The sequence below is a fragment of the Streptomyces sp. BoleA5 genome, from assembly GCF_000373665.1.
Classification (GTDB): domain Bacteria; phylum Actinomycetota; class Actinomycetes; order Streptomycetales; family Streptomycetaceae; genus Actinacidiphila.
In genome coordinates this window covers 71,270-91,637 of the sequence record NZ_KB892135.1, presented here as the reverse complement: position 1 = coordinate 91,637, position 20,368 = coordinate 71,270, and the positions used below count along the sequence as shown (strand labels likewise).

Here is a 20,368-nt window from a genome sequence, read left to right as displayed (position 1 = left end):
GACGGTGCGGCGCGGATGCCCCGGGGGACGGATGTGCCCGCGCCCCGGCCCACGTGGCGGGGCGGCTCTTGGCACATCTTGGGTTTGGAAGGATTCATGACGGCTTCTCCCTACGATCCGGCGGGCGGCGAGGCTCCGGAGGCGGGCTCCCCCGCCGGTACGGCGCTTCCCCGGCGGACCCGCAGGACGTCCGCGATCGCGGACGCGTCCGCCACCACCAGCCGGACCCCCACGGACTGGAACGGCGGCGACGCCTCCACGTTGCGGGCCCGGCAGACCGCCGCCGCCCTGCCGGAGCGTCAGGATGAGGACGTGGAGCAGGAGTCCACCTACGCGGACGGCTTCGCCGCGGGGCTCGCCTTCGCGTCCCGCCCCGCACCCGACGCCGACGAGGGGCGCGCCGCGCAGGCGGCCGCGGGGACCGCCGCGCAGGCGGCCGCCGGGCCGCCCCCGCAGGCGCCGCGCCCCGCCGCTCCCGCGGCGAAGCGCCGTGCCCGGTCCCGCCCGCTCCTCCTGCTCGGCGGGGGCCTGGCGGTCGGTGTGCTCGTCTGCGTGCCGTTCCTCGTACGGGGTTCGGGCGGGGAGGAGCGCGGCGCGGCCGCCGTCACCCTCGCGGACGAGGACCCGGCGGTCGAGGCCCCCGGGACCGGCCCGGCCACCGCGAGCCCGAACGGCGGGCGGTCGCCGTCCCCCGGCGACACCCCCCGGCGGCGGGCGGAGTCCGGTTCCCCGGACGGGCCGACCGCCACCCCGAGCGTGAGCGCGGGCAAGGCCACCCCCCGCGCCACGGGCGGGGGATCGACGCAGCAGCCGGCCGTGGGGCCCTCGCACTCCGCCGCCGTCTCCGGCACGGCGATCCGCAGCCACGACTCGGGCCGCTGCATCGACGGCAGCCCCCCGTGGGGCAGTCCGCTGCAGCTCTGGGACTGCACGGGCAGCGCGGCGCAGTCCTGGCAGATCAAGCCCGACGGCAGCGTCCACTCCCGGGGCCAGTGCATGGACATCGCGGGCGGTTCGCGGGACGACGGCGCGGCGGTCCAGCTGGTCGACTGCAACGGCACCGGTGCCCAGCAGTTCCGCCTCAACGCCGCTCACGACCTGGTCAACGTCCAGGCGGACAAGTGCGTCGAGGCGGAGGACTCGCCGGGGGTCAACGGCACCAGGCTGCGGCTGTGGAGTTGCAGCGGCCGGGACAACCAGAAGTGGAGCCGCGGCTGACCGCCGGTCCGGCGGTAGGCGCGGGCGGCGGTCAGGTGTTGTCGTTCCGCGCCAGGCACAGCACGTACTTGCTCGAGCCGCGCTCCGCCCGCAACATGGCCACCGTGCGCGGGTAGGCGGCGCACCCGCCGGTGTCGGTGGTGTTGTCGAAGCGCCCGACGACCTCGAACTCGGCCTTCGCGGAACCGCAGTCGACGACCGAGACGTCGGGGAAGAGGACTTCTCCGTTGCTGTGGACGCAGTCGCCGACCTCGGCGTACTCGGGGTCGTCGTGGAGCACCAGCCAGCCGCAGCCGATGAGGATCACGGGTATCAGCAGGCCCAGGGCGGTGGGGCGGAGGAAGATCGGCCGGCCGGGGTCGGCGGGCGTGCCGGGGGCGCCGGGTACCGGCTCGGGCAGCCGGCTGATCCTCCAGCGCTGGAAGAGGTTGACCAGCAGGGTGAGCGGGTTGAGCAGCATCGAGGCCGGACTCCACCAGCCCTGCACCAGGCTGTCGGAGACCATCTCGCGGTGCTTGGCGATTCCGCAGCGCCGGCAGAACGGGGCCCGGATCTTCAGGAAACGCATCATCACGACCATGCCCTGGTGGCCTCGGACGGTCGCCTGGACCGCCGGCACCGAGCCGCAGAACAGGCAGGAGCGTCCGTAACCCGGCACTTCCTGCCCGAAGGGCGGCAGCGGCCTCGGCCGGGCGGCCGGGGGCGCCGCCGGTGCCTGCGGCTCTGCCTGCGTCTGCGTGTGCGCCTGCGACGGGGGAGCTGACGGCTGGGACTGTGCGGGCGACGGTGTCGGCGTGGTCAAGGAGATCACCTGGGGTCCGTGTGAAGCCGATGTGAAGGGCGAGCGGAACCCTAGTGGGTGGTGCCGACATCGATCGAGGCGATGACCGAACGGCTTTGGCGTCTGCTTCTTGACCCGCGAGCCGGGGGCGCCCTATGGTCGCCTGAGTTCCGCATCACAAAAGAACACTTCCGCAATGTGAAATGCAGCACCGGGCGCGACAACCTGGACCGCAGGACGACGCAGGAGTGACCGAATGCCTCGAATGACCGCCGCCCGAGCGGCAGTGGAGATCCTCAAGCGCGAGGGCGTGGACACCGCGTTCGGCGTGCCCGGCGCCGCGATCAACCCCTTCTACGCCGCCCTCAAGGCCGCCGGAGGCATCCAGCACACGCTGGCCCGGCACGTGGAGGGCGCCTCCCACATGGCCGAGGGCTACACGCGCACCGCCCCCGGCAACATCGGCGTCTGCATCGGCACGTCGGGCCCCGCGGGCACCGACATGATCACCGGCCTCTACTCGGCGACCGGCGACTCGATCCCGATCCTGTGCATCACCGGCCAGGCGCCCACCGCGGTGATCCACAAGGAGGACTTCCAGGCCGTGGACATCGCGTCCATCGCCGCTCCCGTGACGAAGGCGGCCACCACCGTCCTGGAGGCGGCCCAGGTCCCCGGGGTCTTCCAGAAGGCGTTCCACCTGATGCGCTCCGGCCGCCCCGGCCCGGTCCTGATCGACCTGCCGGTCGACGTCCAGCTCACCGAGATCGAGTTCGACCCCGACACGTACGAGCCGCTGCCGGTCTGGAAGCCCGCCGCCAGCCGCCGCCAGATCGAGAAGGCGCTCGCCATGATGGCCGCCGCCGAGCGGCCGCTGATCGTCGCGGGCGGCGGGGTGATCAACGCCGACGCGGCGGGTCTGCTGGTGGAGTTCGCCGAGCTGACCGGCACCCCGGTGGTGCCGACCCTGATGGGCTGGGGCGCCATCCCGGACGACCACGACCTCAACGCGGGCATGGTCGGTCTGCAGACCTCGCACCGCTACGGCAACGCGACCTTCCTGGAGTCGGACTTCGTCCTCGGCATCGGCAACCGCTGGGCCAACCGCCACACCGGCCGGATCGACGTCTACACCAAGGGCCGCACCTTCGTGCACGTCGACATCGAACCCACCCAGATCGGCAAGATCTTCGCCCCCGACTACGGGATCGCCTCCGACGCCGGCGTCGCGCTGGGGCTGTTCGTCGAGGTGGCCCGGGAGCTGAAGGCCGCCGGCGGACTGCCGGACCGCTCCGGCTGGGCCGCCTCCGCCCGGGAGCGCAAGGCGACCCTGCACCGCCGTACGCACTTCGACGACATCCCGATCAAGCCGCAGCGCGTGTACGAGGAGATGAACCGCGCCTTCGGCCCCGACACCCGGTACGTCACCACGATCGGCCTCTCCCAGATCGCCGGCGCGCAGATGCTGCACGTCTACCGGCCGCGCCACTGGATCAACTGCGGCCAGGCCGGCCCCCTCGGCTGGACCGTGCCGGCCGCCCTGGGCGTGGCGAAGGCCGACCCGGGGGCGCCGGTGGTGGCCCTTTCGGGCGACTACGACTTCCAGTTCATGATCGAGGAGCTCGCGGTCGGCGCACAGCACCGGATCCCGTACGTCCACGTCCTGGTGAACAACGCCTACCTGGGTCTGATCCGGCAGGCCCAGCGGGCGTTCGACATCGACTTCGAGGTCAACCTGGAGTTCGAGAACGTCAACTCGCCCGAGCTGGGCGCCTATGGCGTCGACCATGTCAAGGTCGCCGAGGGCCTGGGCTGCAAGGCGATCCGGGTCACCGACCCGGACGGGCTCGGGGCCGCCTTCGAGCAGGCGAAGAAGCTCGCGGCCGAGTACCGGGTGCCGGTCGTCGTCGAGGCGATCCTGGAGCGGGTCACCAACATCTCCATGAGCGTCACCAACGACATCGGCAACGTCGTGGAGTTCGAGGAGCCGGCCACCGAACCCGGCCACGCGCCCACCGAGATCATCCCGCTCACGGGCTCCTGATCCCGGGTCCGACCGCCGTGCCACCGGCTGCCCCGTCCTGACCTCCCGGGCGCGGCGGCCGGACTCCACGCACCCGTCCCGGGCAGCCTCCCGGCGGGCCCGGACCGGTCCGTCCTACAGCGGCCCGAACAGCCAGTTGCCGGGGGCCTCGGGGTCGGTGCCGATGTAGTAGGCACGGATGGCCGCCACCAGTTCGGCGGTGCTCACACAGCCGTCGCCGTCGGTGTCGATGCGGTTGAAGGCGGCGGAGATGTCGCTGACGGGGGTGTTGAAGGCCCGCTGCAGGACCTCGAACTCACCGCGCACGACGTGGCCGTCGCCGTCGGTGTCGCACAGATGCGCGACGGCTTCGGCCGCCGGATGGAAGACGGGGTCGAAGGCCGGTCCCTCGATGAAGGCCTTGGTCATCCCGTGGTGGTACTCCGCGGAGGACAGCCGCCCGTCGCGGTCTCTGTCGGCGTACGCCGCCAGCTCCGCCCAGACGGCGTCCAGGCGCACCGCCACCGCCTTGCCCTTGGGCGAGGTGGGCGACATGCCGAAGCCGTGGATCAGCCGCGCGCCGACGTCCTGGAAGTCGGCGCGCTCGGCATATCCGTTGCCGTCCGTGTCCAGACGGCGGAAGGATTTGTCGAGCTTGCGCTTCAGAAGGGCCGTAGACATCGCTGCGTCCTTGACGTAGTCCTGGATTGCCGTACGGAGGGGGAACCTCTCGATACTCCCCCGGGAGCGGCGGTCGCGCGACCCGAGTGACCACGGACGGTGAAGGGTTGGGCCGAGCTCGGCCCGGTTCAGGGCCTGGCGTGCGGGCCGGTCCTGATCAGGGCGTCGGCGGCGTCGTTGACCGGTTGCGGCGTGCCGGTGAGGTCCATGACGAACAGCGGCACCCCCAGCCGGTCCGCGCGCAGCCGGGCGTCGTGGGCGTAGCCGGCCAGGGAGAAGAAGGCGCCGGTGGAGTCCTCGTTGAGGCAGTTGAGCCAGAGGGTCTCGACGTCCCGCAGCGGCGTCGGCCGGGTCGTCGGGTCTACCTGGGCCACGACCCCGTCGCCGCGCAGGTCGATGCCGTTGGCCGAGCGGTCCCCCGCGGTGCGCACGCCCGCGAAGCCGAGCCACTTCAGGTACTGCGCGGCGGCGGTGACGGCGTCCCGGGCGGTACGGATGGTCACCGGCCGGAACGGCGGCCGCGACGCCGCCGCCAAGGCCCCCGGGCCGGTCTGCCGCACCGGGGGGACGGGTCGCCGCGCGGGCGCCCGCAAGGCGCCGGTGTCCACCGGCAGCCGGACCACCGCCCCGCAGTCGCAGCCGAGTTCGGGCTGCGGCCACTGGTCGTCGCGGCCGCAGTCCGGGCAGCGCATGGCCACCCAGGAGTCGTCCCAGGACCGGTGGCGAATCTGCAGCGGGACGCCGCCGCGCAGGATCGGCAGGGTCAGCGGCGTGCCGCAGGCGCAGGGGAAGGTGGGCGCGGTGTAGGCGTGCTCCCGGCGGCAGGCCGGACAGCGCACGGGCACGCTCTCTGCCATGGTTCGCGACTCCTGGGCGGTGCGGGCGGAGGGACGGCGGTGCTCGCCGGACGGTGCTGCGCTCCATCGTCCCGCACCTGAAGCCCCTCGTGCACCCGTCTTCGCGTCCCCGGTCGCCGCGGACGCACCGCCGCCCGGGAACCCGTTCCGCGGCCGGCCCGGTCGCGGAACGGATCCCCGGGCGGGGCCCGGCCCGCGCCGCCTCGACCTACCCCTCAGAAGCTCTCGGCGGCGCGGACGTTCGTGGTTCCGGGCGGCGGCGCCCCATCGGGCGCGACAGGACAGGTCGGGGCGCCGCCGCCCGGAAGTCGGGGTCAGCCGGTGACGGGCCGGCCGGACAGGCGCTCCACGCCGCGCAGCAGGGCGGAGTGGTCGAGGCCGCCGTCGCCCTGGGCCCGCAGCGAGGCGACGAGGTTCGCCACCACCGAGCCGACCGGCAGGGCGGCGCCGACGTTGCGGGCGGCGTCGGTGACGATGCCCATGTCCTTGTGGTGCAGGTCGATGCGGAAGCCCGGGGCGTACTCGCGGTCGAGGAAGTTGCGCTTCTTGCGGGTCAGCACCGTGGATCCGGCGAGGCCCCCGTTCAGCACCTCCAGGGCCGCGGCGAGGTCGACCCCGGACTTCTCCAGGAAGACCACGGCCTCGGCGCACGCCTGGATGTTCACCGCAACGATCAGCTGGTTGGCCGCCTTGACGGTCTGCCCGGCACCGTGCGGACCGCACAGGACGACGGTCCTGCCGAGGGCGTCGAACAGGGGCCGCGCCTCGTCGAAGTCGGCCTGCTCGCCCCCCACCATGATCGAGAGCACCGCCTCGACGGCACCGGCCTCGCCCCCCGAGACGGGGGCGTCCAGGACCCGGACGCCCCTTGCGGCAGCGGCCGCGGCGAGGTCGACCGAGGTCTGCGGGGTGATCGACGACATGTCGATCAGCAGCGCGCCCGGCCGGGCGTTCGCCAGGATGCCGTCCTCGCCGTAGGCGACGGCCTCCACCTGGGGCGAGGCCGGGACCATGGTGACGATGACGTCGGCGTCCTTGACGGCCTCCGCGATCGAGCCCGCGGGGGTGCCGCCGGCCGCGGCCAGGCGGTCGAGCTTGTCCTGCTCCAGGGTGTGGCCGGTGACGGAGTACCCGGCCTTGATGAGGTTCTCCGACATCGGGGAGCCCATGATGCCGAGGCCGATCCACGCGACCGTGGGAAGTGGGGTGGTCATGATGTCCTCTCCGGATTACTTGTCGGCGTCGGCGAGCCAGTCGAAGGACGCGGCGCTGCCCTGCGGGCCCGGCTTGTACTCCAGGCCGACCCAGCCGTCGTAGCCCGCGTCGCGCAGCCGGCCCAGGAGGGCGGCCAGCGGCAGGGAGCCCGTACCGGGCGCGCCGCGGCCGGGATCGTCGGCGATCTGGACGTGGCCGGTGCGGTCCGCGTAGGCGTCGATCACGGCGGGCAGGTCCTCGCCGTTCATCGACAGGTGGTAGAGGTCGAGCAGGAACCTGGCGTTGCCCAGCCCCGTCTCGGCGTTGACCTTGTCGACCACCTCGACCGCGGCGGCCGCGCTCACCAGCGGATAGCGCGGCGACTCCGGCTTGTTGAGGGTCTCGACCAGCAGCACCGCGCCGACCCGGTCGGCCGCGTGCGCGGCCCGGACCAGGTTCTCCAGGGCGAGTTCGTCCTGCGCCTCGGGGCTCACGCCGTCCACGCGGTTGCCGTACAGCGCGTTGAGCGCCGTGCAGCCCACCGAGTGGGCGAAGTCGGCGGCGACGTCGATGTTGGCGCGGAAGCGCGCGGACTCCTCGCCCGGCACGGACAGGGCGCCGCGGTCGGGGCCGGGGAGCTCGCCCGCGTAGAAGTTCAGGCCCACCAGCTGGGTGCCGGCCTCCTGCAGCGCGTCGCGCAGGGCGTCGAGTTCGGACTGCGGAGGGCTCGGCATCCGGGTCCACGGCCACCACAGCTCGACCGCGGAGAAGCCGGCCGCGGCGGCGGCCGCGGGGCGCTCCAGGAGCGGGAGTTCGGTGAAAAGGATCGAGAGGTTCACATCGAAGCGCGTGGAGTCGAAGCCCATCACATGCGCCCTTCCGTAATACGGAAACTTATTTCTACTTAACGGAAGACTCCCCGAGCGGGACGGCGGCTGTCAAGAGGGATGTTCCGGAAAGCCCCTGACCGGCTAGGTTGAAGGCGTGCGCCTGAGACTCGAATTCACCACCGAGCCGTTCGACCTGGACGAGCCCCCGCGGCACGCCGTGGTGGGCCGCGAGGTCCTGGAGACGGCCGGCCTCGACGCCGTCGACGTCGGGCCCTTCGGCAACTCGGCCGAGGGCGGTACGGAGCAGGTGGTCGCCATGGTCGGCGACCTGCTGCGGCGCACCCTTCAGGCCGGTGCGACCCGGGTGTCGCTGCAGGTCAACGTCCTCGGCGAGGCGGAGCGGTGACCGGGCCGGCCGAGCATCCGTTCAGCGCGGCGATCAAGCCGCTCGCCGACGCCATGGGTGCGGAACTGGTGCCCCCCGGTGAGGCGCGCGGTGACGACGTCGTGCTCAGCTGGCAGGGCGCGGAGGTCGTGGCCGTACGGCTGCCGCACCTCGCGGACTCGCTCGACCACATCCTGGCCGACCTCGAACGCCGGCACGGCAAGGCGCTGTCCGAGCTGGAGCGCAAGGAGAAGCAGACGGTCGTCCGCATCCTGGAGGAGCGCGGCGCCTTCTCGGTGCGGCACGGGGTGGAGACGGTCGCCTCCGCGCTCGGCGTGAGCCGCTTCACCGTCTACAACTACCTCAACAGGGAGAACGCGGCGAAGGACGGCGGCTAGGCCGTGGCCTAGCCGCGTCGTCACGGCCTGTCGGGCGTGCCGCTGCTCAGCGCCTCGTCTCGTACCTGGTCAGGACCACGCCGCCGGGACATGTCCGCGTCTCCACCATGTTCAGGTTCACCCAGCTGTCCAGCGCGGTGAAGAACGGCGTGCCGCCGCCCACCAGGACCGGATGGACGGCGATCGCGTACTCGTCGATCAGTCCGGCGCGCATGGCCGCCCCTGCGAGCGTCGCGCCGCCGATGTTCATCGGGCCGCCGTCCTCGGCCTTGAGCCGGCTGATCTCCGCGATCGCGTCGCCGGTGACCAGGCGGGTGTTCCAGTCGACCTTGTCGATCGTCGAGGAGAACACCACCTTCGGCGTGTCCCGCCAGTTCCGCGCGAACTCGATCTCCGCCGGTGTGGCGTCGGGCTGCCGGTCGCCGGTCGGCCAGTGGGAGCTCATCGCCTCCCACAGCCTGCGCCCGTACAGCGACAGGTCGCTCGCCTGCTCGTGGTCGAGCCACCACTGGAACAGCTCGGGGCTCGGCGGTCCGCTCCAGCCGATGGAGTCGCCGGCGGCGGCGATGTAGCCGTCCAGGGTCAGGTTCATGCCGTAGACCAGTTTCCGCATGGGGAGGCCTTCCGTCCGGGGGTGCCCGGTGTACGGACCGGCGCGGCGCGGGAAACTCATCGGTGCGCGCTCCGGACCCGCCGGTGGTCCTCGTGCCCGGAGCTCGCGGCGGTGTGCTCGGCCGGCACGGGCGGAGCCGCCTGGACTCGCCCCCCGCCCTCGCCGGCGCGGCCCCATGGACAGGCCCTGCTTCACCGCGCGAGGCGTCCGTCCGGGCGTTGCGGGCCGCAACCTTTCAACAAACTGTTGACGTCGCGTGGTGGGCGCTCCTAGCGTGCACCTTGTGACTTCCAGCCCATCCCCGGGCCTGGCCCGGTTCAACGCCGCCGGCGGACCGGAGGCGATCGCGCTGCTGCACGAGGTCTGCGCGAGCCGCTCCTGGGGTGCCGCCGTCACGGCGGCCCGCCCGTACGACACCCTTGACGCGCTGCTCGCCGCCTCCGACGCCGCGACCGCCGGCCTCACGCCGGACGACCTGGCCGAGGCGATGGCGGGCCACCCGCCGATCGGCCGCCCCCGGCCCGGTGACCCGGTCTCCGCCCGCGAACAGGGCGGGGTGCGGGACTTTCAGCGCGAGGAACTGCTCGCGCTGAACCTCGCCTACCAGGAGCGGCACGGCCACGTCTTCCTCATCTGCGCCACCGGCAGGACCGGCGACCAGATGCTGGCCGCGCTCAAGGAGCGCATCGGCAACGACCCCGGCACCGAGCGCGAGACCGTCCGCACCGAACTGGGGAGGATCAACCGCGTCCGCCTCACCCGGCTCGTCGAGGCCGCGAAGGAGGACCCCGCATGACCTCCGTGTCCACCCACGTCCTGGACACCAGCGCCGGCCGCCCCGCGCGGGGCGTCGCCGTCACCCTGGCGGTACGTGCCGGAAGCGAGGCCACCTGGGTGCCGCACGGCGCCTCGGCGACCGACGCCGACGGCCGCTGCAAGGACCTGCCCGACCCGCCGCGGGGCACGAGCCACGTACGGCTGGAGTTCGCCACCGAGCCCTACCTCACCCGCCAGAGCACCGACCACCGCAGTCGAGCCGAGGACCAGCAGGACGCCCCCCGCACCCGGGACAGCGGAGCCTTCTTCCCGGAGGTGGCGATCGTCTTCGCCGTCGAACCGGGCGAGCACTACCACGTGCCGCTGCTGCTCAACCCGTTCGGCTACTCCGTATACCGAGGGAGCTAGCACCGACATGTCGCCCACCCGACTCGGCCAGAACCAGTACGGCAAGGCGGAGACACGCGTCGTCCGCGTCACCCGCGACGGCGCGACCCACCACGTCAAGGACCTCAACGTATCCGTCGCCCTCTCCGGCGCGATGGACGACGTCCACACTTCCGGCAGCAACGCCGCCGTGCTGCCCACCGACACCACCAAGAACACCGTCTTCGCCTTCGCCAAGCAGCACGGCATCGAGTCCGCCGAGCAGTTCGGCATCCACCTCGCCCGGCACTTCGTCACGAGCCAGGGGGCCATCGAGCGGGCCAGGATCCGGATCGAGCAGTACGACTGGGAGCGGATCACGCGGGAGCACTCCTTCGTCCGCGGCGGACGGGAGACCCGCACCACCGAGGTCACCTTCGACGGCGCGCGCTGGCAGGTCGTCTCCGGCCTCAAGGACCTCGTGGTCATGAACACCACCGACTCCGAGTTCTGGGGCTTCGTCAAGGACCGCTACACCACGCTGCCGGAGACCCGCGACCGCGTCCTCGCCACCGAGGTCAGCGCCCGCTGGCGGTTCCACTGGACCCGCGACGAGGACCCCGCCCCGCGGTGGGAGCAGTCCTGGGCCGAGGTCCGCCGGCACCTCCTCGACGCCTTCGCCGGCACCTACTCGCTCTCCCTGCAGCAGACGCTGTACGCGATGGGCGACCGGGTGCTCGAGCACCGCCCCGAGATCGACGAGGTGCGGCTCTCGCTCCCCAACAAGCACCACTTCCTGGTCGACCTCGAGCCGTTCGGCCTCAAGAACGACACCCCCGACAGCGCGGTGTACTTCGCGGCCGACCGCCCCTACGGCCTCATCGAGGGCACGGTCCTGCGCGACGGAACCGAGCCCCGCATCCCGGTGACGGACTGAGAGGCCACACCATGACCGCTCCAGCAGAGCGCATCGTCATCGAGAACTGCGCCGTCGCCACCGTCGACGCGGACGACACCGAGTACCCGGCCGGACACGTCGTCGTCGCCGGCGACCGCATCGAGTCCGTCGGCCCGGGCCCCGCCCCCGCCGGACTGAACGGCGTCGTACGGCGGGTGGACGGCACCGGCCACCTGCTCACCCCCGGCCTGGTCAACACCCACCACCACTTCTACCAGTGGATCACCCGGGGCCTGGCCACCGACCACAACCTCTTCGACTGGCTCGTCGCCCTCTACCCCACCTGGGCCCGCATCGACGAGGCGATGACCCACGCGGCCGCCCAGGGCTCGCTGGCGATGATGGCCCGCGGCGGCGTCACCACCGCCATGGACCACCACTACGTCTTCCCCCGCGGCACGGGCGACCTGTCCGGCTCCATCATCCGGGCTGCCGCCGCCATGGGCGTGCGCCTCACCCTCGCCCGCGGCTCGATGGACCGCGGCGAGTCCGACGGGGGACTGCCCCCGGACTTCGCCGTCGAGACCCTCGACGACGCCCTCGCCGCCACCGAGGAGACGATCGACAAGCACCACGACGCCTCGTTCGGCGCCATGACGCAGATCGCCGTCGCCCCCTGCTCGCCGTTCTCGGTCTCCACCGAACTGCTGCGCCGGGGAGCCGAACTCGCCCGGCGCAAGGGCGTGCGGCTGCACACCCACGGCAGTGAGACCGTGGAGGAGGAGCAGTTCTGCAGGGAACTGTTCGGCATGGGCCCCACGGACTACTTCGAGTCCACCGGATGGCTTGGCGAGGACGTGTGGATGGCGCACTGCGTCCACATGGCCGACCCCGACATCGCCGCCTTCGCCCGCACACGTACCGGCGTCGCCCACTGCCCGTCCTCCAACGCCCGCCTGGCCGCCGGCATCGCCCGTGTGCCGGACATGCTCGCGGCGGGCGTCCCGGTCGGGCTCGGCGTGGACGGCGCCGCGTCCAACGAATCGGGCGAACTGCACACCGAGTTGCGCAACGCGCTGCTCATCAACCGCCTCGGCTCCCACCGCGAGGCCGCGCTGACCGCCCGTCAGGCCCTGCGCCTGGGCACCTACGGCGGGGCCCGGGTGCTCGGCCGGGCGGAGGCGATCGGCTCCCTGGAGGCGGGCAAGCTCGCCGACCTCGTCCTGTGGCGGATGGACACCCTCGCCCACGCCTCGATCGCCGACCCCGTCGCCGCCCTCGTCCTCGGCGCCGCCGCCCCCGTCACGCTCTCCCTGGTGAACGGCCGGCCGGTGGTCGAGGACGGCCGCCTCGTCACCGCCGACGAGGACGCCATCGCGCGCGCCACCCGCGACGAGGCCCGGCGGCTCGCCCGGATCGCGGGCCTCACCGGCTGATCACCGCGCTCACCCGCGGACCCCGGTCGGGGGAGGGACGGCCCTTCGACCGGTGCCGGGTCCCGCCCCGCCCGGGGCGGGACCCGGCGTAACCCGAGCCCGACCACGCCCGGTTCCTCGCGGGGGGCGGTCGGCCGCGCGCGGCCCGCCGGCCGGGAATCCCTTGGAGGACTCCGCACCGGCTCTGTCACGGCCGCGTGTACCGGACGGGCCCCTTCACTCTCTCCCGGTTCCTGCCGGGTCGACGAGGCGCAACTGGGCCGGCGTCTGGAGTCCGCGGGCTTCGGTTCACTGCTCCGCCAGGACGTCCTCGACGGCCACCGGGCGCGGGCCCGCACCCGCTGAACCTGCGTGACGGGACGGGCCGCGCCCCTGCGAGCGGCCCTGGGCCTCGCGCAGGACCGCGCCGCCGCGGGAGACGGTGTACAGGTCGGTCGGCACCGGCCAGCCCTTCTGCCCGGCGTGGTCGCCGTTGAGCCTGCGCGCCCACTTGCTGTAGTCGGTCTCCAGCCCGTTCCCCGTGATGCGGATGCCGGGCGGCACCATCCGGGCCGCCCCCGAGGCCGGTTCGGCCACGGTGTGCCGCAGGGTGACGAACAGGGCCTGGTTGGCGGGATGGTCCGGCCCCGCGTCCAGGTGCCGGGCGACGACCTCCCGGCGCACCGGCAGCCAGAGCCGCAGCGCCGCCCGCGCCGACCGGGGGAGCGCGAAGTCCTGCCGGGTCGGCGCCGTCCGGCCGGGCAGGTTCACGGTGAGCCGGATGCGGGACTCCTGCGCCGACAGGTCGGTGATGTCCGCGGCCACCAGGCCCTCGCGCGGCACCGCCGTCGCCCACAGCACCTCCAGCGCCGCCAGCAGCCGCAGCCGGTACGGCTCGCGGCGCGGCTCCACGGGGGTGCTCAGGGCCCGGCGCAGCACGATGTGCCCGGTGAAGTCCAGGGGCTCCTTGGTGTGTTTGGACCAGGGGCGCATCCCACGGGCCTGCCACCCGAACGCGGGGCGTCCGGCGGCCCGGTTGAGGTCGGCGATGCCGTCCATGACGTCGCGCTGGCTCGCAGGGGTGAGCGGCCTGCCCACCTGGCCCGCACGGGTGCGGTAGAGACCGGCCGCGATGCGGCCGAGCACGGTGTCCGGCCGCCCGGGGTGGCCCAGGACGGCGTCGGCGAACAGCTCGTCGAGGCCGCCCAGCGCCTGGGGCGGGACGTCGGGGGCCGCACGCTCCAGTACGGCGGCGGCCTTTCGCAGCCGTTCCTCCCGGGAGCGGGAGGTGGCGATGGCCGGGTCGGCGAGGGCACGTTCCAGGGCGGCGCGGAGCTGGCGCAGAGCGGGCGCGGTCACGGCAGCAGCGTAGGGGCAGGGTGTGACAGGCATGGAGCACCAAGTAATGCGAGGGTCGAGATCTCCGTAGACGTGGCGGTGCGGCATGTGCGGGCGCTGGTGGAGGAGCACGGGGTGCACGCGGTGCTGATGCACGGTGACGAACTGGCGGTCATGGTGGTCTCCCGGTTGAAGGCGCTGGGGCTGCGTGTTCCGGAGGACCTGGCGTTCGTGGTCTACGACGATCAGGCGGCCGGTCTGGCGGATCCGCCGCTGACGGCGGTCGCGGCGCCCAAGCGGGAGGTGGGGGAGGCGGCGGTCGCCCTGCTGCTGGAGCGCGTCGCGGCGGGCGGGGCGTCTTCGCCGCGCCGGCACGTGGATCTGCTGCCCTCGCTGCGGGTGCGGTCCTCCTGCGGGGCGGCGTAAGGGCCCTGACGGTTGCTGACGGCCGCGGCGGGCGGGGCGGCGGGCGGGGCGGCGGGGCGGTCTAGAAGTGGCAGACCGCCAGGAGTGCCATGTCGTCGTTGCGGGGGCCGCCGGTGTGGGCGTGGACGTCGTCCAGGAGGGCGTCGAGCAGTTCGGCGGGGCCGGTGAAGGGCACACCGTCCAGCCGGGTGACGGGGTCGTAGAAGGCGCCGTCGGCGTCGCGGGCCTCGGTGACGCCGTCGGTGTGCATGAGCAGGGTGGAACCGGGCGGGAAGGCGACGGTGTCGACGTGGTCCGCGGCCTCGCACAGGCCCATTCCGAGGGGCAGGGCGTGGCCCGCCGGTTCCGCGGAGCGCACGCCGCCCCGGTGCAGCACCAGCGGGGACGGGTGCCCGCGGTTGACCAGGCGCAGTCCCGTGCCGTCGGCCGGGAACTCGGCGAGGACGGCGGTGACGAACCATTCCAGGCGGTCCATGCCCTCGCGGCGTTCGGCCTCGCGCCACAGTGCCCGGTCCATGCGGGCCGCCACTCCCGCGAGGGTGGGTTCCTCGTCGGCGGCCATGCGGAACGCGCCGAGCACGACGGTGGCCGCCGCCACTGCGGCCATGCCCTTGCCGCGTACGTCGCCCATGATGCAGCGCAGCCCGTAGGGGGTGTCCTGGACGGTGTAGAGGTCGCCGCCGATCTCCGCCTCGGCCTCGGCGGTCTCGTAGCGGGCGGCGATGCGGTAGGGCCCGACGTGCCGCGGCGGTACGGGCAGCACGGCGCGTTGCACGGCGGCGGCGACGCTGCGCGCGGAGCGCAGCCGTACCTCGCGGATGTGGAGGAGGCGGTTGATGAACACGGCCACGGCGGCGACGGCGCAGATCGACAGCAGTTCGCTGATGCCGCCTGGGCCGCCGATGTATCCGAAGTGGGCGAGGATGCCCGCGTCGGCGGCGATGGCGCCGACTCCGACCAGGACGGTGCCGGGCAGGGACATCAGGGGGGCGGCGAGCATGGGGGCGACGGAGTAGAAGGCGGTGGCGCTGAACTGGGCGGGTGTCAGGTAGTCGACCAGGAAGCCGCCGACGAGCAGTACGACGGGGAGCAGCCGGACGTACCGCAGGACGTCGCGTCCTTCGCCGGTGAGGTCCTCGCCCCCACTCGCCACGCGTGTGCTCCTGCCGTCGCTGTCGGGCCGCCGGGCTGGATCCCAGGGTCGCCGTGGTCCCGTCGCGGGGCCAGCCGTGGCGGTCCCCGCGGGTGAACGGCGGGCGGGCGGCCGGGCCCCGGGTAGCGCGCCGGGGTCGCTCGGGCGAGGCTGGTGGCACGACCCGTGAGCACAGGGAGCAGCAGCGATGATCCGCACCGACGCCCTCAACGAACCGGCCGTGCGCGCCTTCGTCTCGGCGGTGAACGCCGGGGACAGGGACGCCTTCGAGGCCGCGCTCACCGAGAACGCGACGATGTCCGACGACGGCTCCGACCGCGACCTGCAGGAGTGGGCGGAGCGGGAGATCTTCGATTCCCACGGCCACATGGACGTTCAGTCCCAGGACTCGGCGGGGCTCACCCTCATCGCGGACTACCGCAACGACGCGTGGGGTGAGATGCGCACCAAGTGGCGTTTCACCGTTGACGGCGGCAAGATCAGCCGTTTCGACACCGGTCAGGCCTGAGCGGGGCCGGCGAGGGCCGGTCAGCCGGCCGTGCGGTCGCGGTACACCAGCAGGTAGCGCCAGAACAGCAGGCGCCTGACGCGGCTGCCCGGCAGCAGTTGCGCCGCTTCGGCGCGGATCTGCGGCAGGGGCGTGCCGGGTGGGCGCACGGGGGCCCGGACCGGTTGCGGTCCGTGGCCGCGGATCCGGTCGGCGGCGGCGACGGCGAGCCGGGCGGCGGCGTTGACGGGGACGGCCGCCAGGCTCACCGCCCAGTCGGCGGGGGTGTGTTCGGGGTAGCAGCCCAGGACGAGCAGGGTGCCGCCGGGGGCGAGCGCGGCGCGCAGTGCGGTGACCGTGCCGAACGGCATGTGGTGGAGGCTGGCCAGGCAGGTGATGAGGTCGTAGTGGGCCGTGGGGAGGTCCACGGCGGTGGCGTCCGCGGTGCGGAAGGTGACCCCGGGCGCGGTTCCGGCCGCTGCCACGGCCTGCGGGGAGGCGTCGATCGCGTCGACCCGCAGTCCGCGGGCGGCCAGGCGCCGGGCGAAGCGTCCGGTGCCGCATCCGACGTCCAGGGCGGTGAGCGCGCCGGGCGGGATGTTGCGCAGGAGCAGCCGGTGGTAGTGGTCGTTGTGGTCAAAGGGCATGCGTGGTGCCCTTCCGGTTCATGAGGTTGGCGAAGAGTTCGGCCTGCTCGATGGCGTCGTCGAGGGCGTGGTGGGTGTGGCGGCGGCGGGAGCGCAGTTCGCGGGGCATGGTGCCCTTGGCGACGGCGCGCAGCGGGACGCCGGCCTTGGTGGCGTACATGGTCTTCATGTCGAGGCAGCCGGAGTGCCCGAAGGGGCTGGAGCCGGTGAAGCGGATGAGGTGCCAGTACAGGAGCATCCAGTCGTAGCCGGCGGGGTAGCCGGTCTTGACGGGCTGGGCGTCTTCGCTGCCGGCGCGCACGCATGCGGTGAACTCGGCCATGGCGGCGGCCGGTTCGCTGCCCTCGGCGGTCTGGCGTGCCCGGTCCAGGCCGCTGACGGCGAGCGCCTGCGGGGCGGTCTCGGTCCCGGTGGGGCGCAGTTCGCGGTAGAAGGTGTCCCGTTCGGGGTCGGCGGCGGTGAATCGGCCGGTGTCCTGCCGGCCCGCGACGGCGGCCCCGAGGCTGAGCATCGAGTACGGGCCGGGGATGGGGCCGTCCGCTTCGATGTCCACCGAGATGTACAGGCTGGGCCGCACGGCGCGCGGTCGGGGTGCTGGCATGCCGACGATCATGCCAGCGGCGCCGCGTCGGATACCCGGCTTTTTCGGGGGTCGCGGGAGGTGCCGGGTCCCGCGGCGGGTGGCGGCTCTCCCCGGCGGTGGCCGGGGAGAGCGCGCGTGGTTCAGTCCAGCAGTTCGTACGCCGGCAGCGTCAGGAAGTCGACGTAGGTCTCGTCGAGTGCCGTCTTCAGGAGCAGGTCGTGGGCCTGCTGCCAGCGGCCGGCGGCGAAGGCCTGCTCGCCGGTCTCCTCGCGGATGGCGGCGAGTTCCCGGTCGGCCAGGGTGCGTACGAGGTCGGCGGTGGCCTTCTCGCCGTTGTCGGCGAAGACGACGCCGGCGTTGACCCACTGCCAGATCTGGGAGCGGGAGATCTCGGCGGTGGCGGCGTCCTCCATGAGGTTGAAGATGGCGACGGCGCCCATGCCCCTCAGCCAGGCCTCGATGTAGCGGGTGCCGACCTGGACGGCGTTGCGCAGTCCCTCGTAGGTGGGCCTGGTCTCGAGGGAGTCGACGGCCAGCAGGTCGGCGGCGGTGACGTGGACGTCCTCGCGCAGCCGGTCCTTCTGGTTCGGCCGGTCGCCGAGGACGGCGTCGAAGGAGGCGCGGGCGATCGGCACCAGGTCGGGGTGGGCGACCCAGGAGCCGTCGAAGCCGTCGTGGGCCTCGCGGTCCTTGTCGGCCTTGACCTTCTCGAAGGCGACCGCGTTGACCTCGGCGTCGCGCCGGGAGGGGATGAAGGCGGCCATGCCGCCGATGGCGTGGGCGCCGCGCTTGTGGCAGGTGCGGACCAGCAGTTCGGTGTAGGCGCGCATGAAGGGCGCGGTCATCGTCACGGCGTTGCGGTCGGGCAGGATGTAGCGCTCGCCGGCGTCGCGGAAGTTCTTGACGATGGAGAACAGGTAGTCCCAGCGGCCGGCGTTGAGGCCGGAGGCGTGGTCGCGGAGTTCGTAGAGGATCTCCTCCATCTCGAAGGCCGCGGTGATCGTCTCGATGAGGACGGTGGCGCGGATGGTGCCCTGCGCCACGCCGAGGAGGTCCTGGGCGAGGACGAACACGTCGTTCCACAGGCGGGCTTCGAGGTGGGACTCGGTCTTGGGGAGGTAGAAGTAGGGGCCTTTGCCCTTGGCGAGCAGGCGCCGCGCGTTGTGGAAGAAGTAGAGGCCGAAGTCGACGAGGGCGCCGGGGACGGGTTCGCCGTCGACGGTCAGGTGGCGTTCGTCGAGGTGCCAGCCGCGGGGGCGCATGACGACGGTGGCGAGTTCCGTCTCGTCCTTCAGCGCGTAGGACTTGCCCTCGGGGGAGGTGAAGTCGATGCGGCGCTCGTAGGCGTCGATCAGGTTGACCTGGCCGCCGACGACGTTCTCCCAGGTGGGGGCGGAGGCGTCCTCGAAGTCGGCGAGCCAGATCCGGGCTCCGGAGTTGAGGGCGTTGATGGTCATCTTGCGGTCGGTGGGGCCGGTGATCTCCACGCGGCGGTCGTCCAGCGTGGCGGGGGCGTCGGCGACGCGCCAGTCGCCTTCGCGGATGTGGGCGGTCTCCGGGAGGAAGTCGAGGGTGCCGGTGCGGGCGATCTCGGCGCGGCGTTCCCTGCGCCTGGCGAGGAGTTCCGTGCGGCGGGGCGCGAACCGGCGGTGGAGTTCGGCCAGGAAGGCGAGCGCCCCGTCGGTCAGCACCTCCTCCGCGCGCTCGACGGGGGGTGCGGTGTCGGCGACGACGGCGTGCGGTGCGGGCCCTGATGCGGACATGTACCTGACTCTCCTCTTGCCGATGAGGGGTGGTGCCGTGCGGCCGGCGGAGCCGGGCGGCCACCGCGCCCCGGCCCTGGCACGGGATGCCGGACCGGGCGGGTTTCGGCTGCGAGGCGCGCCGACCGTACGGGCGCTTCTGCTGGGTGGAGCATAGTTTTTGCATTGCGGAAGTTCAACGTTCTGTGGCACCCGGTGCAGGGGGCTCCGGCGGGTCCGCCAGCAGCCGCAGGTCGTCCGGGGTGTCGATGTCGGCGGGGAGGGCGACGTCCCCGCACTCGACGAGTGCGATCGCCTCCTCGTGCCGCCTCAGGTAGGAGCGTGCCCCCTGGTCCCCCACCGCACTCGCGGCGATCGCCGCCCAGTGGGCGGCGCCCAGCAGGATCGGATGGCCCCTCCTGCCGCCGTACGCGGCGGAGGCGAGGGTGCGCGGCGAGGCGTACGCGGCCACCACCCGGGCCACCGCCGTGGCCCCGATCCCCGGCTGGTCCACCAGTGCCACGACCACGGCCGGCGCGCCGGTGCCGGCCAGTGCCTCCAGGCCCGCGCGCAGTGAGGAGCCCATGCCCTGCTCCCAGCGCGGGTTCACGGTGACGGCGTACTCGTCCAGGGCGGCCCGTTCGCGCACCCGGGCGGCGTCCGCGCCCAGCACGATGTGGACCGGGCCGCAGCCGCCGGCCCGCAGCGCCCGCGCCGTGTGCTCGACCAGTGGGCGGCCCCCGTACTCCAGCAGCGCCTTGGGGCGGCCGCCCAGCCGCCTGCCTCCGCCGGCGGCCAGCAGCAGCCCGGCCACCGTGCCCGTGCTCGCGTCGCGTTCCATGCTCCCCTGGATACCGTGGACGGGGGGCGGGGGAAAGGACCGGGCATGGCGAGCTGGATCATCGCCGTACGCCACGGCGAGAGCGAGGCCAACGCGGCCTTCGCCCGCGGCAGGTCCCTGGACGGGGTCCGGGACGCCGGCGTGGCGCTGACCGCGCTCGGGCGGGAGCAGTCGGCGCGGCTGGGCCGTGAGCTGCTGGAGCTGCCCGGTGCGCAGGCACCCGGCCGTGTCCGCTGCTCGCCCTTCGAGCGGGCCCGGCAGACGCTGCGCGCCGTCGAGGAGGCCGGCGTGGCCGCGGGCCGCGAACCGCTGCCCGTCGCCTACGACGAACGCCTCCGGGACCGCGGCATGGGCCTGCTGGAGCTGATCACCTCGAAAGGGGTGCGCGAGCGCTTCCCCGAGGAGGCGCTGCGGCGCGAGCGTGAGGGCGAGGCCGCCTACCGCCCGCCGGGCGGGGAGTCGCCGCGGGACGTCGAGGTGCGCGTCAGGGACTTCCTGGAGGACGCCGTCGCCCGCCCGGGCCCGCCCCTGCTGGTCGTCACGCACGACGCGGTGGTGCTGGCACTGTGCCGCCTGCTGGGGACCCCGCCGCCCGGCGACGGCCGCGTGGTCAACGCCTCGATGGCCCGCTGGTGGCGCGACGACACCGGGAACTGGCGGCTCGTCGACTGGAACCGGATCGCGGGTCCCGGACGTTGATGTCGGCAAGTCGGCA

The 20,368-nt window shown here is 73.3% G+C and carries 23 protein-coding genes; 11 read left to right on the top strand and 12 right to left on the bottom strand.

What is annotated here, in order from left to right:
- Positions 1 to 96 precede the first annotated feature (96 nt).
- A complete protein-coding gene (locus B085_RS46040; protein ID WP_018563091.1) occupies positions 97 to 1,218 on the top strand; it encodes an RICIN domain-containing protein in 1,122 nt (373 codons plus the stop codon).
- A gap of 31 nt (positions 1,219 to 1,249) precedes the next feature.
- On the opposite strand, the gene B085_RS44715 is transcribed toward B085_RS46040, so the two are convergent.
- Complete coding sequence (locus tag B085_RS44715) at positions 1,250 to 2,020, bottom strand: LppU/SCO3897 family protein (protein ID WP_158689880.1); 771 nt, start codon at positions 2,018 to 2,020, stop codon at positions 1,250 to 1,252.
- 235 nt (positions 2,021 to 2,255) lie between these two features.
- On the opposite strand from B085_RS44715, the gene gcl reads away from it, so the two are divergent.
- Entirely contained in the window at positions 2,256 to 4,043 is a 1,788-nt protein-coding gene (gcl, locus tag B085_RS0134100) for a glyoxylate carboligase (RefSeq protein ID WP_026251726.1), read from the top strand.
- 114 nt (positions 4,044 to 4,157) lie between these two features.
- Here the strand turns inward: gcl and B085_RS0134095 are convergent, their stop codons facing one another.
- From B085_RS0134095 to B085_RS0134080, 4 genes are all read right to left on the bottom strand, one after another.
- Positions 4,158 to 4,703 carry an EF-hand domain-containing protein gene (locus tag B085_RS0134095; RefSeq protein ID WP_018563089.1) on the bottom strand — a complete coding sequence of 182 codons (546 nt, stop codon included), beginning with the start codon at positions 4,701 to 4,703 and terminating at the stop codon, positions 4,158 to 4,160.
- 128 nt (positions 4,704 to 4,831) lie between these two features.
- Positions 4,832 to 5,560, bottom strand: a complete 729-nt coding sequence (locus B085_RS0134090) for a hypothetical protein (RefSeq protein ID WP_018563088.1) — start codon at positions 5,558 to 5,560, stop codon at positions 4,832 to 4,834.
- Positions 5,561 to 5,874: 314 nt separating this feature from the next.
- Positions 5,875 to 6,774, bottom strand: a complete 900-nt coding sequence (locus B085_RS0134085) for a 2-hydroxy-3-oxopropionate reductase (protein ID WP_018563087.1) — start codon at positions 6,772 to 6,774, stop codon at positions 5,875 to 5,877.
- 15 nt (positions 6,775 to 6,789) lie between these two features.
- Positions 6,790 to 7,620, bottom strand: coding sequence for a TIM barrel protein (locus B085_RS0134080; protein WP_018563086.1), 831 nt, complete (start codon positions 7,618 to 7,620; stop codon positions 6,790 to 6,792).
- 118 nt (positions 7,621 to 7,738) lie between these two features.
- Between B085_RS0134080 and B085_RS0134075 the strand changes: the two genes are divergently transcribed.
- Positions 7,739 to 7,990 carry a hypothetical protein gene (locus B085_RS0134075; RefSeq protein ID WP_018563085.1) on the top strand — a complete coding sequence of 84 codons (252 nt, stop codon included), beginning with the start codon at positions 7,739 to 7,741 and terminating at the stop codon, positions 7,988 to 7,990.
- Positions 7,987 to 8,367 carry a helix-turn-helix domain-containing protein gene (locus tag B085_RS0134070; protein ID WP_018563084.1) on the top strand — a complete coding sequence of 127 codons (381 nt, stop codon included), beginning with the start codon at positions 7,987 to 7,989 and terminating at the stop codon, positions 8,365 to 8,367. Before B085_RS0134075 ends, B085_RS0134070 begins: the two co-directional genes overlap by 4 nt.
- Before the next feature lie 46 nt (positions 8,368 to 8,413).
- Here the strand turns inward: B085_RS0134070 and B085_RS0134065 are convergent, their stop codons facing one another.
- Positions 8,414 to 8,980, bottom strand: a complete 567-nt coding sequence (locus B085_RS0134065) for a dihydrofolate reductase family protein (protein WP_018563083.1) — start codon at positions 8,978 to 8,980, stop codon at positions 8,414 to 8,416.
- A 283-nt stretch (positions 8,981 to 9,263) separates the two neighbouring features.
- On the opposite strand from B085_RS0134065, the gene uraD reads away from it, so the two are divergent.
- From uraD to B085_RS0134045, 4 genes are read left to right on the top strand one after another with little or no spacing between them, the layout of a single operon-like run.
- Entirely contained in the window at positions 9,264 to 9,776 is a 513-nt protein-coding gene (gene uraD / locus B085_RS0134060) for a 2-oxo-4-hydroxy-4-carboxy-5-ureidoimidazoline decarboxylase (protein ID WP_018563082.1), read from the top strand.
- Positions 9,773 to 10,165 carry a hydroxyisourate hydrolase gene (gene uraH / locus B085_RS0134055; RefSeq protein ID WP_018563081.1) on the top strand — a complete coding sequence of 131 codons (393 nt, stop codon included), beginning with the start codon at positions 9,773 to 9,775 and terminating at the stop codon, positions 10,163 to 10,165. Before uraD ends, uraH begins: the two co-directional genes overlap by 4 nt.
- A 7-nt stretch (positions 10,166 to 10,172) precedes the next feature.
- Positions 10,173 to 11,060, top strand: coding sequence for a factor-independent urate hydroxylase (pucL, locus tag B085_RS0134050; protein ID WP_018563080.1), 888 nt, complete (start codon positions 10,173 to 10,175; stop codon positions 11,058 to 11,060).
- A gap of 11 nt (positions 11,061 to 11,071) precedes the next feature.
- On the top strand, positions 11,072 to 12,457 hold the full coding sequence (locus B085_RS0134045; RefSeq protein ID WP_018563079.1) for an 8-oxoguanine deaminase: 1,386 nt from the start codon (positions 11,072 to 11,074) through the stop codon (positions 12,455 to 12,457).
- A gap of 288 nt (positions 12,458 to 12,745) precedes the next feature.
- Here the strand turns inward: B085_RS0134045 and B085_RS51205 are convergent, their stop codons facing one another.
- The gene (locus B085_RS51205) at positions 12,746 to 13,795 is read right to left on the bottom strand and encodes a hypothetical protein (protein WP_018563078.1); all 1,050 of its coding nucleotides are present in this window, start codon (positions 13,793 to 13,795) and stop codon (positions 12,746 to 12,748) included.
- Positions 13,796 to 13,867: 72 nt separating this feature from the next.
- Between B085_RS51205 and B085_RS51200 the strand changes: the two genes are divergently transcribed.
- The gene (locus B085_RS51200) at positions 13,868 to 14,200 is read left to right on the top strand and encodes a substrate-binding domain-containing protein (RefSeq protein ID WP_026251725.1); all 333 of its coding nucleotides are present in this window, start codon (positions 13,868 to 13,870) and stop codon (positions 14,198 to 14,200) included.
- Between the two features lie 61 nt (positions 14,201 to 14,261).
- Here the strand turns inward: B085_RS51200 and B085_RS0134030 are convergent, their stop codons facing one another.
- Positions 14,262 to 15,353, bottom strand: coding sequence for a PP2C family protein-serine/threonine phosphatase (locus tag B085_RS0134030; protein WP_018563076.1), 1,092 nt, complete (start codon positions 15,351 to 15,353; stop codon positions 14,262 to 14,264).
- A gap of 187 nt (positions 15,354 to 15,540) precedes the next feature.
- Here B085_RS0134030 and B085_RS0134025 point away from each other — a divergent pair, with 187 nt between their 5' ends.
- Positions 15,541 to 15,861 (top strand): hypothetical protein, encoded by a 321-nt coding sequence (locus B085_RS0134025; protein WP_018563075.1) that lies wholly within the window; start codon positions 15,541 to 15,543, stop codon positions 15,859 to 15,861.
- 20 nt (positions 15,862 to 15,881) lie between these two features.
- Here the strand turns inward: B085_RS0134025 and B085_RS0134020 are convergent, their stop codons facing one another.
- The 4 genes from B085_RS0134020 to B085_RS0134005 form a co-directional block, all read right to left on the bottom strand.
- Complete coding sequence (locus B085_RS0134020; RefSeq protein WP_018563074.1) at positions 15,882 to 16,487, bottom strand: class I SAM-dependent methyltransferase; 606 nt, start codon at positions 16,485 to 16,487, stop codon at positions 15,882 to 15,884.
- The gene (locus B085_RS0134015) at positions 16,477 to 17,088 is read right to left on the bottom strand and encodes an exonuclease (protein WP_037733058.1); all 612 of its coding nucleotides are present in this window, start codon (positions 17,086 to 17,088) and stop codon (positions 16,477 to 16,479) included. The genes B085_RS0134020 and B085_RS0134015 overlap by 11 nt, the downstream gene beginning before the upstream one ends.
- A gap of 122 nt (positions 17,089 to 17,210) precedes the next feature.
- Positions 17,211 to 18,833: a malate synthase A gene (gene aceB / locus B085_RS0134010; protein ID WP_018563072.1), complete on the bottom strand. Its 1,623-nt coding sequence runs from the start codon at positions 18,831 to 18,833 to the stop codon at positions 17,211 to 17,213.
- Between the two features lie 175 nt (positions 18,834 to 19,008).
- Complete coding sequence (locus tag B085_RS0134005; protein WP_018563071.1) at positions 19,009 to 19,653, bottom strand: nucleotidyltransferase family protein; 645 nt, start codon at positions 19,651 to 19,653, stop codon at positions 19,009 to 19,011.
- Positions 19,654 to 19,698: 45 nt separating this feature from the next.
- Here B085_RS0134005 and B085_RS0134000 point away from each other — a divergent pair, with 45 nt between their 5' ends.
- Positions 19,699 to 20,352, top strand: a complete 654-nt coding sequence (locus B085_RS0134000) for a histidine phosphatase family protein (RefSeq protein ID WP_018563070.1) — start codon at positions 19,699 to 19,701, stop codon at positions 20,350 to 20,352.
- Positions 20,353 to 20,368 lie beyond the last annotated feature (16 nt).

Excerpts from the sequence above, each read along its gene's own strand:
- B085_RS46040 (WP_018563091.1), top strand. The coding sequence starts at position 97 with ATGACGGCTTCTCCCTACGATCCGGCGGGCGGCGAGGCTCCGGAGGCG.
- gcl (WP_026251726.1), top strand. The coding sequence starts at position 2,256 with ATGCCTCGAATGACCGCCGCCCGAGCGGCAGTGGAGATCCTCAAGCGC.
- B085_RS0134095 (WP_018563089.1), bottom strand. The coding sequence starts at position 4,703 with ATGTCTACGGCCCTTCTGAAGCGCAAGCTCGACAAATCCTTCCGCCGT.
- B085_RS0134090 (WP_018563088.1), bottom strand. The coding sequence starts at position 5,560 with ATGGCAGAGAGCGTGCCCGTGCGCTGTCCGGCCTGCCGCCGGGAGCAC.
- B085_RS0134085 (WP_018563087.1), bottom strand. The coding sequence starts at position 6,774 with ATGACCACCCCACTTCCCACGGTCGCGTGGATCGGCCTCGGCATCATG.
- B085_RS0134080 (WP_018563086.1), bottom strand. The coding sequence starts at position 7,620 with ATGGGCTTCGACTCCACGCGCTTCGATGTGAACCTCTCGATCCTTTTC.
- B085_RS0134065 (WP_018563083.1), bottom strand. The coding sequence starts at position 8,980 with ATGCGGAAACTGGTCTACGGCATGAACCTGACCCTGGACGGCTACATC.
- uraH (WP_018563081.1), top strand. The coding sequence starts at position 9,773 with ATGACCTCCGTGTCCACCCACGTCCTGGACACCAGCGCCGGCCGCCCC.
- pucL (WP_018563080.1), top strand. The coding sequence starts at position 10,173 with ATGTCGCCCACCCGACTCGGCCAGAACCAGTACGGCAAGGCGGAGACA.
- B085_RS0134045 (WP_018563079.1), top strand. The coding sequence starts at position 11,072 with ATGACCGCTCCAGCAGAGCGCATCGTCATCGAGAACTGCGCCGTCGCC.
- B085_RS0134025 (WP_018563075.1), top strand. The coding sequence starts at position 15,541 with ATGATCCGCACCGACGCCCTCAACGAACCGGCCGTGCGCGCCTTCGTC.
- B085_RS0134020 (WP_018563074.1), bottom strand. The coding sequence starts at position 16,487 with ATGCCCTTTGACCACAACGACCACTACCACCGGCTGCTCCTGCGCAAC.
- B085_RS0134015 (WP_037733058.1), bottom strand. The coding sequence starts at position 17,088 with ATGCCAGCACCCCGACCGCGCGCCGTGCGGCCCAGCCTGTACATCTCG.
- aceB (WP_018563072.1), bottom strand. The coding sequence starts at position 18,833 with ATGTCCGCATCAGGGCCCGCACCGCACGCCGTCGTCGCCGACACCGCA.
- B085_RS0134005 (WP_018563071.1), bottom strand. The coding sequence starts at position 19,653 with ATGGAACGCGACGCGAGCACGGGCACGGTGGCCGGGCTGCTGCTGGCC.
- B085_RS0134000 (WP_018563070.1), top strand. The coding sequence starts at position 19,699 with ATGGCGAGCTGGATCATCGCCGTACGCCACGGCGAGAGCGAGGCCAAC.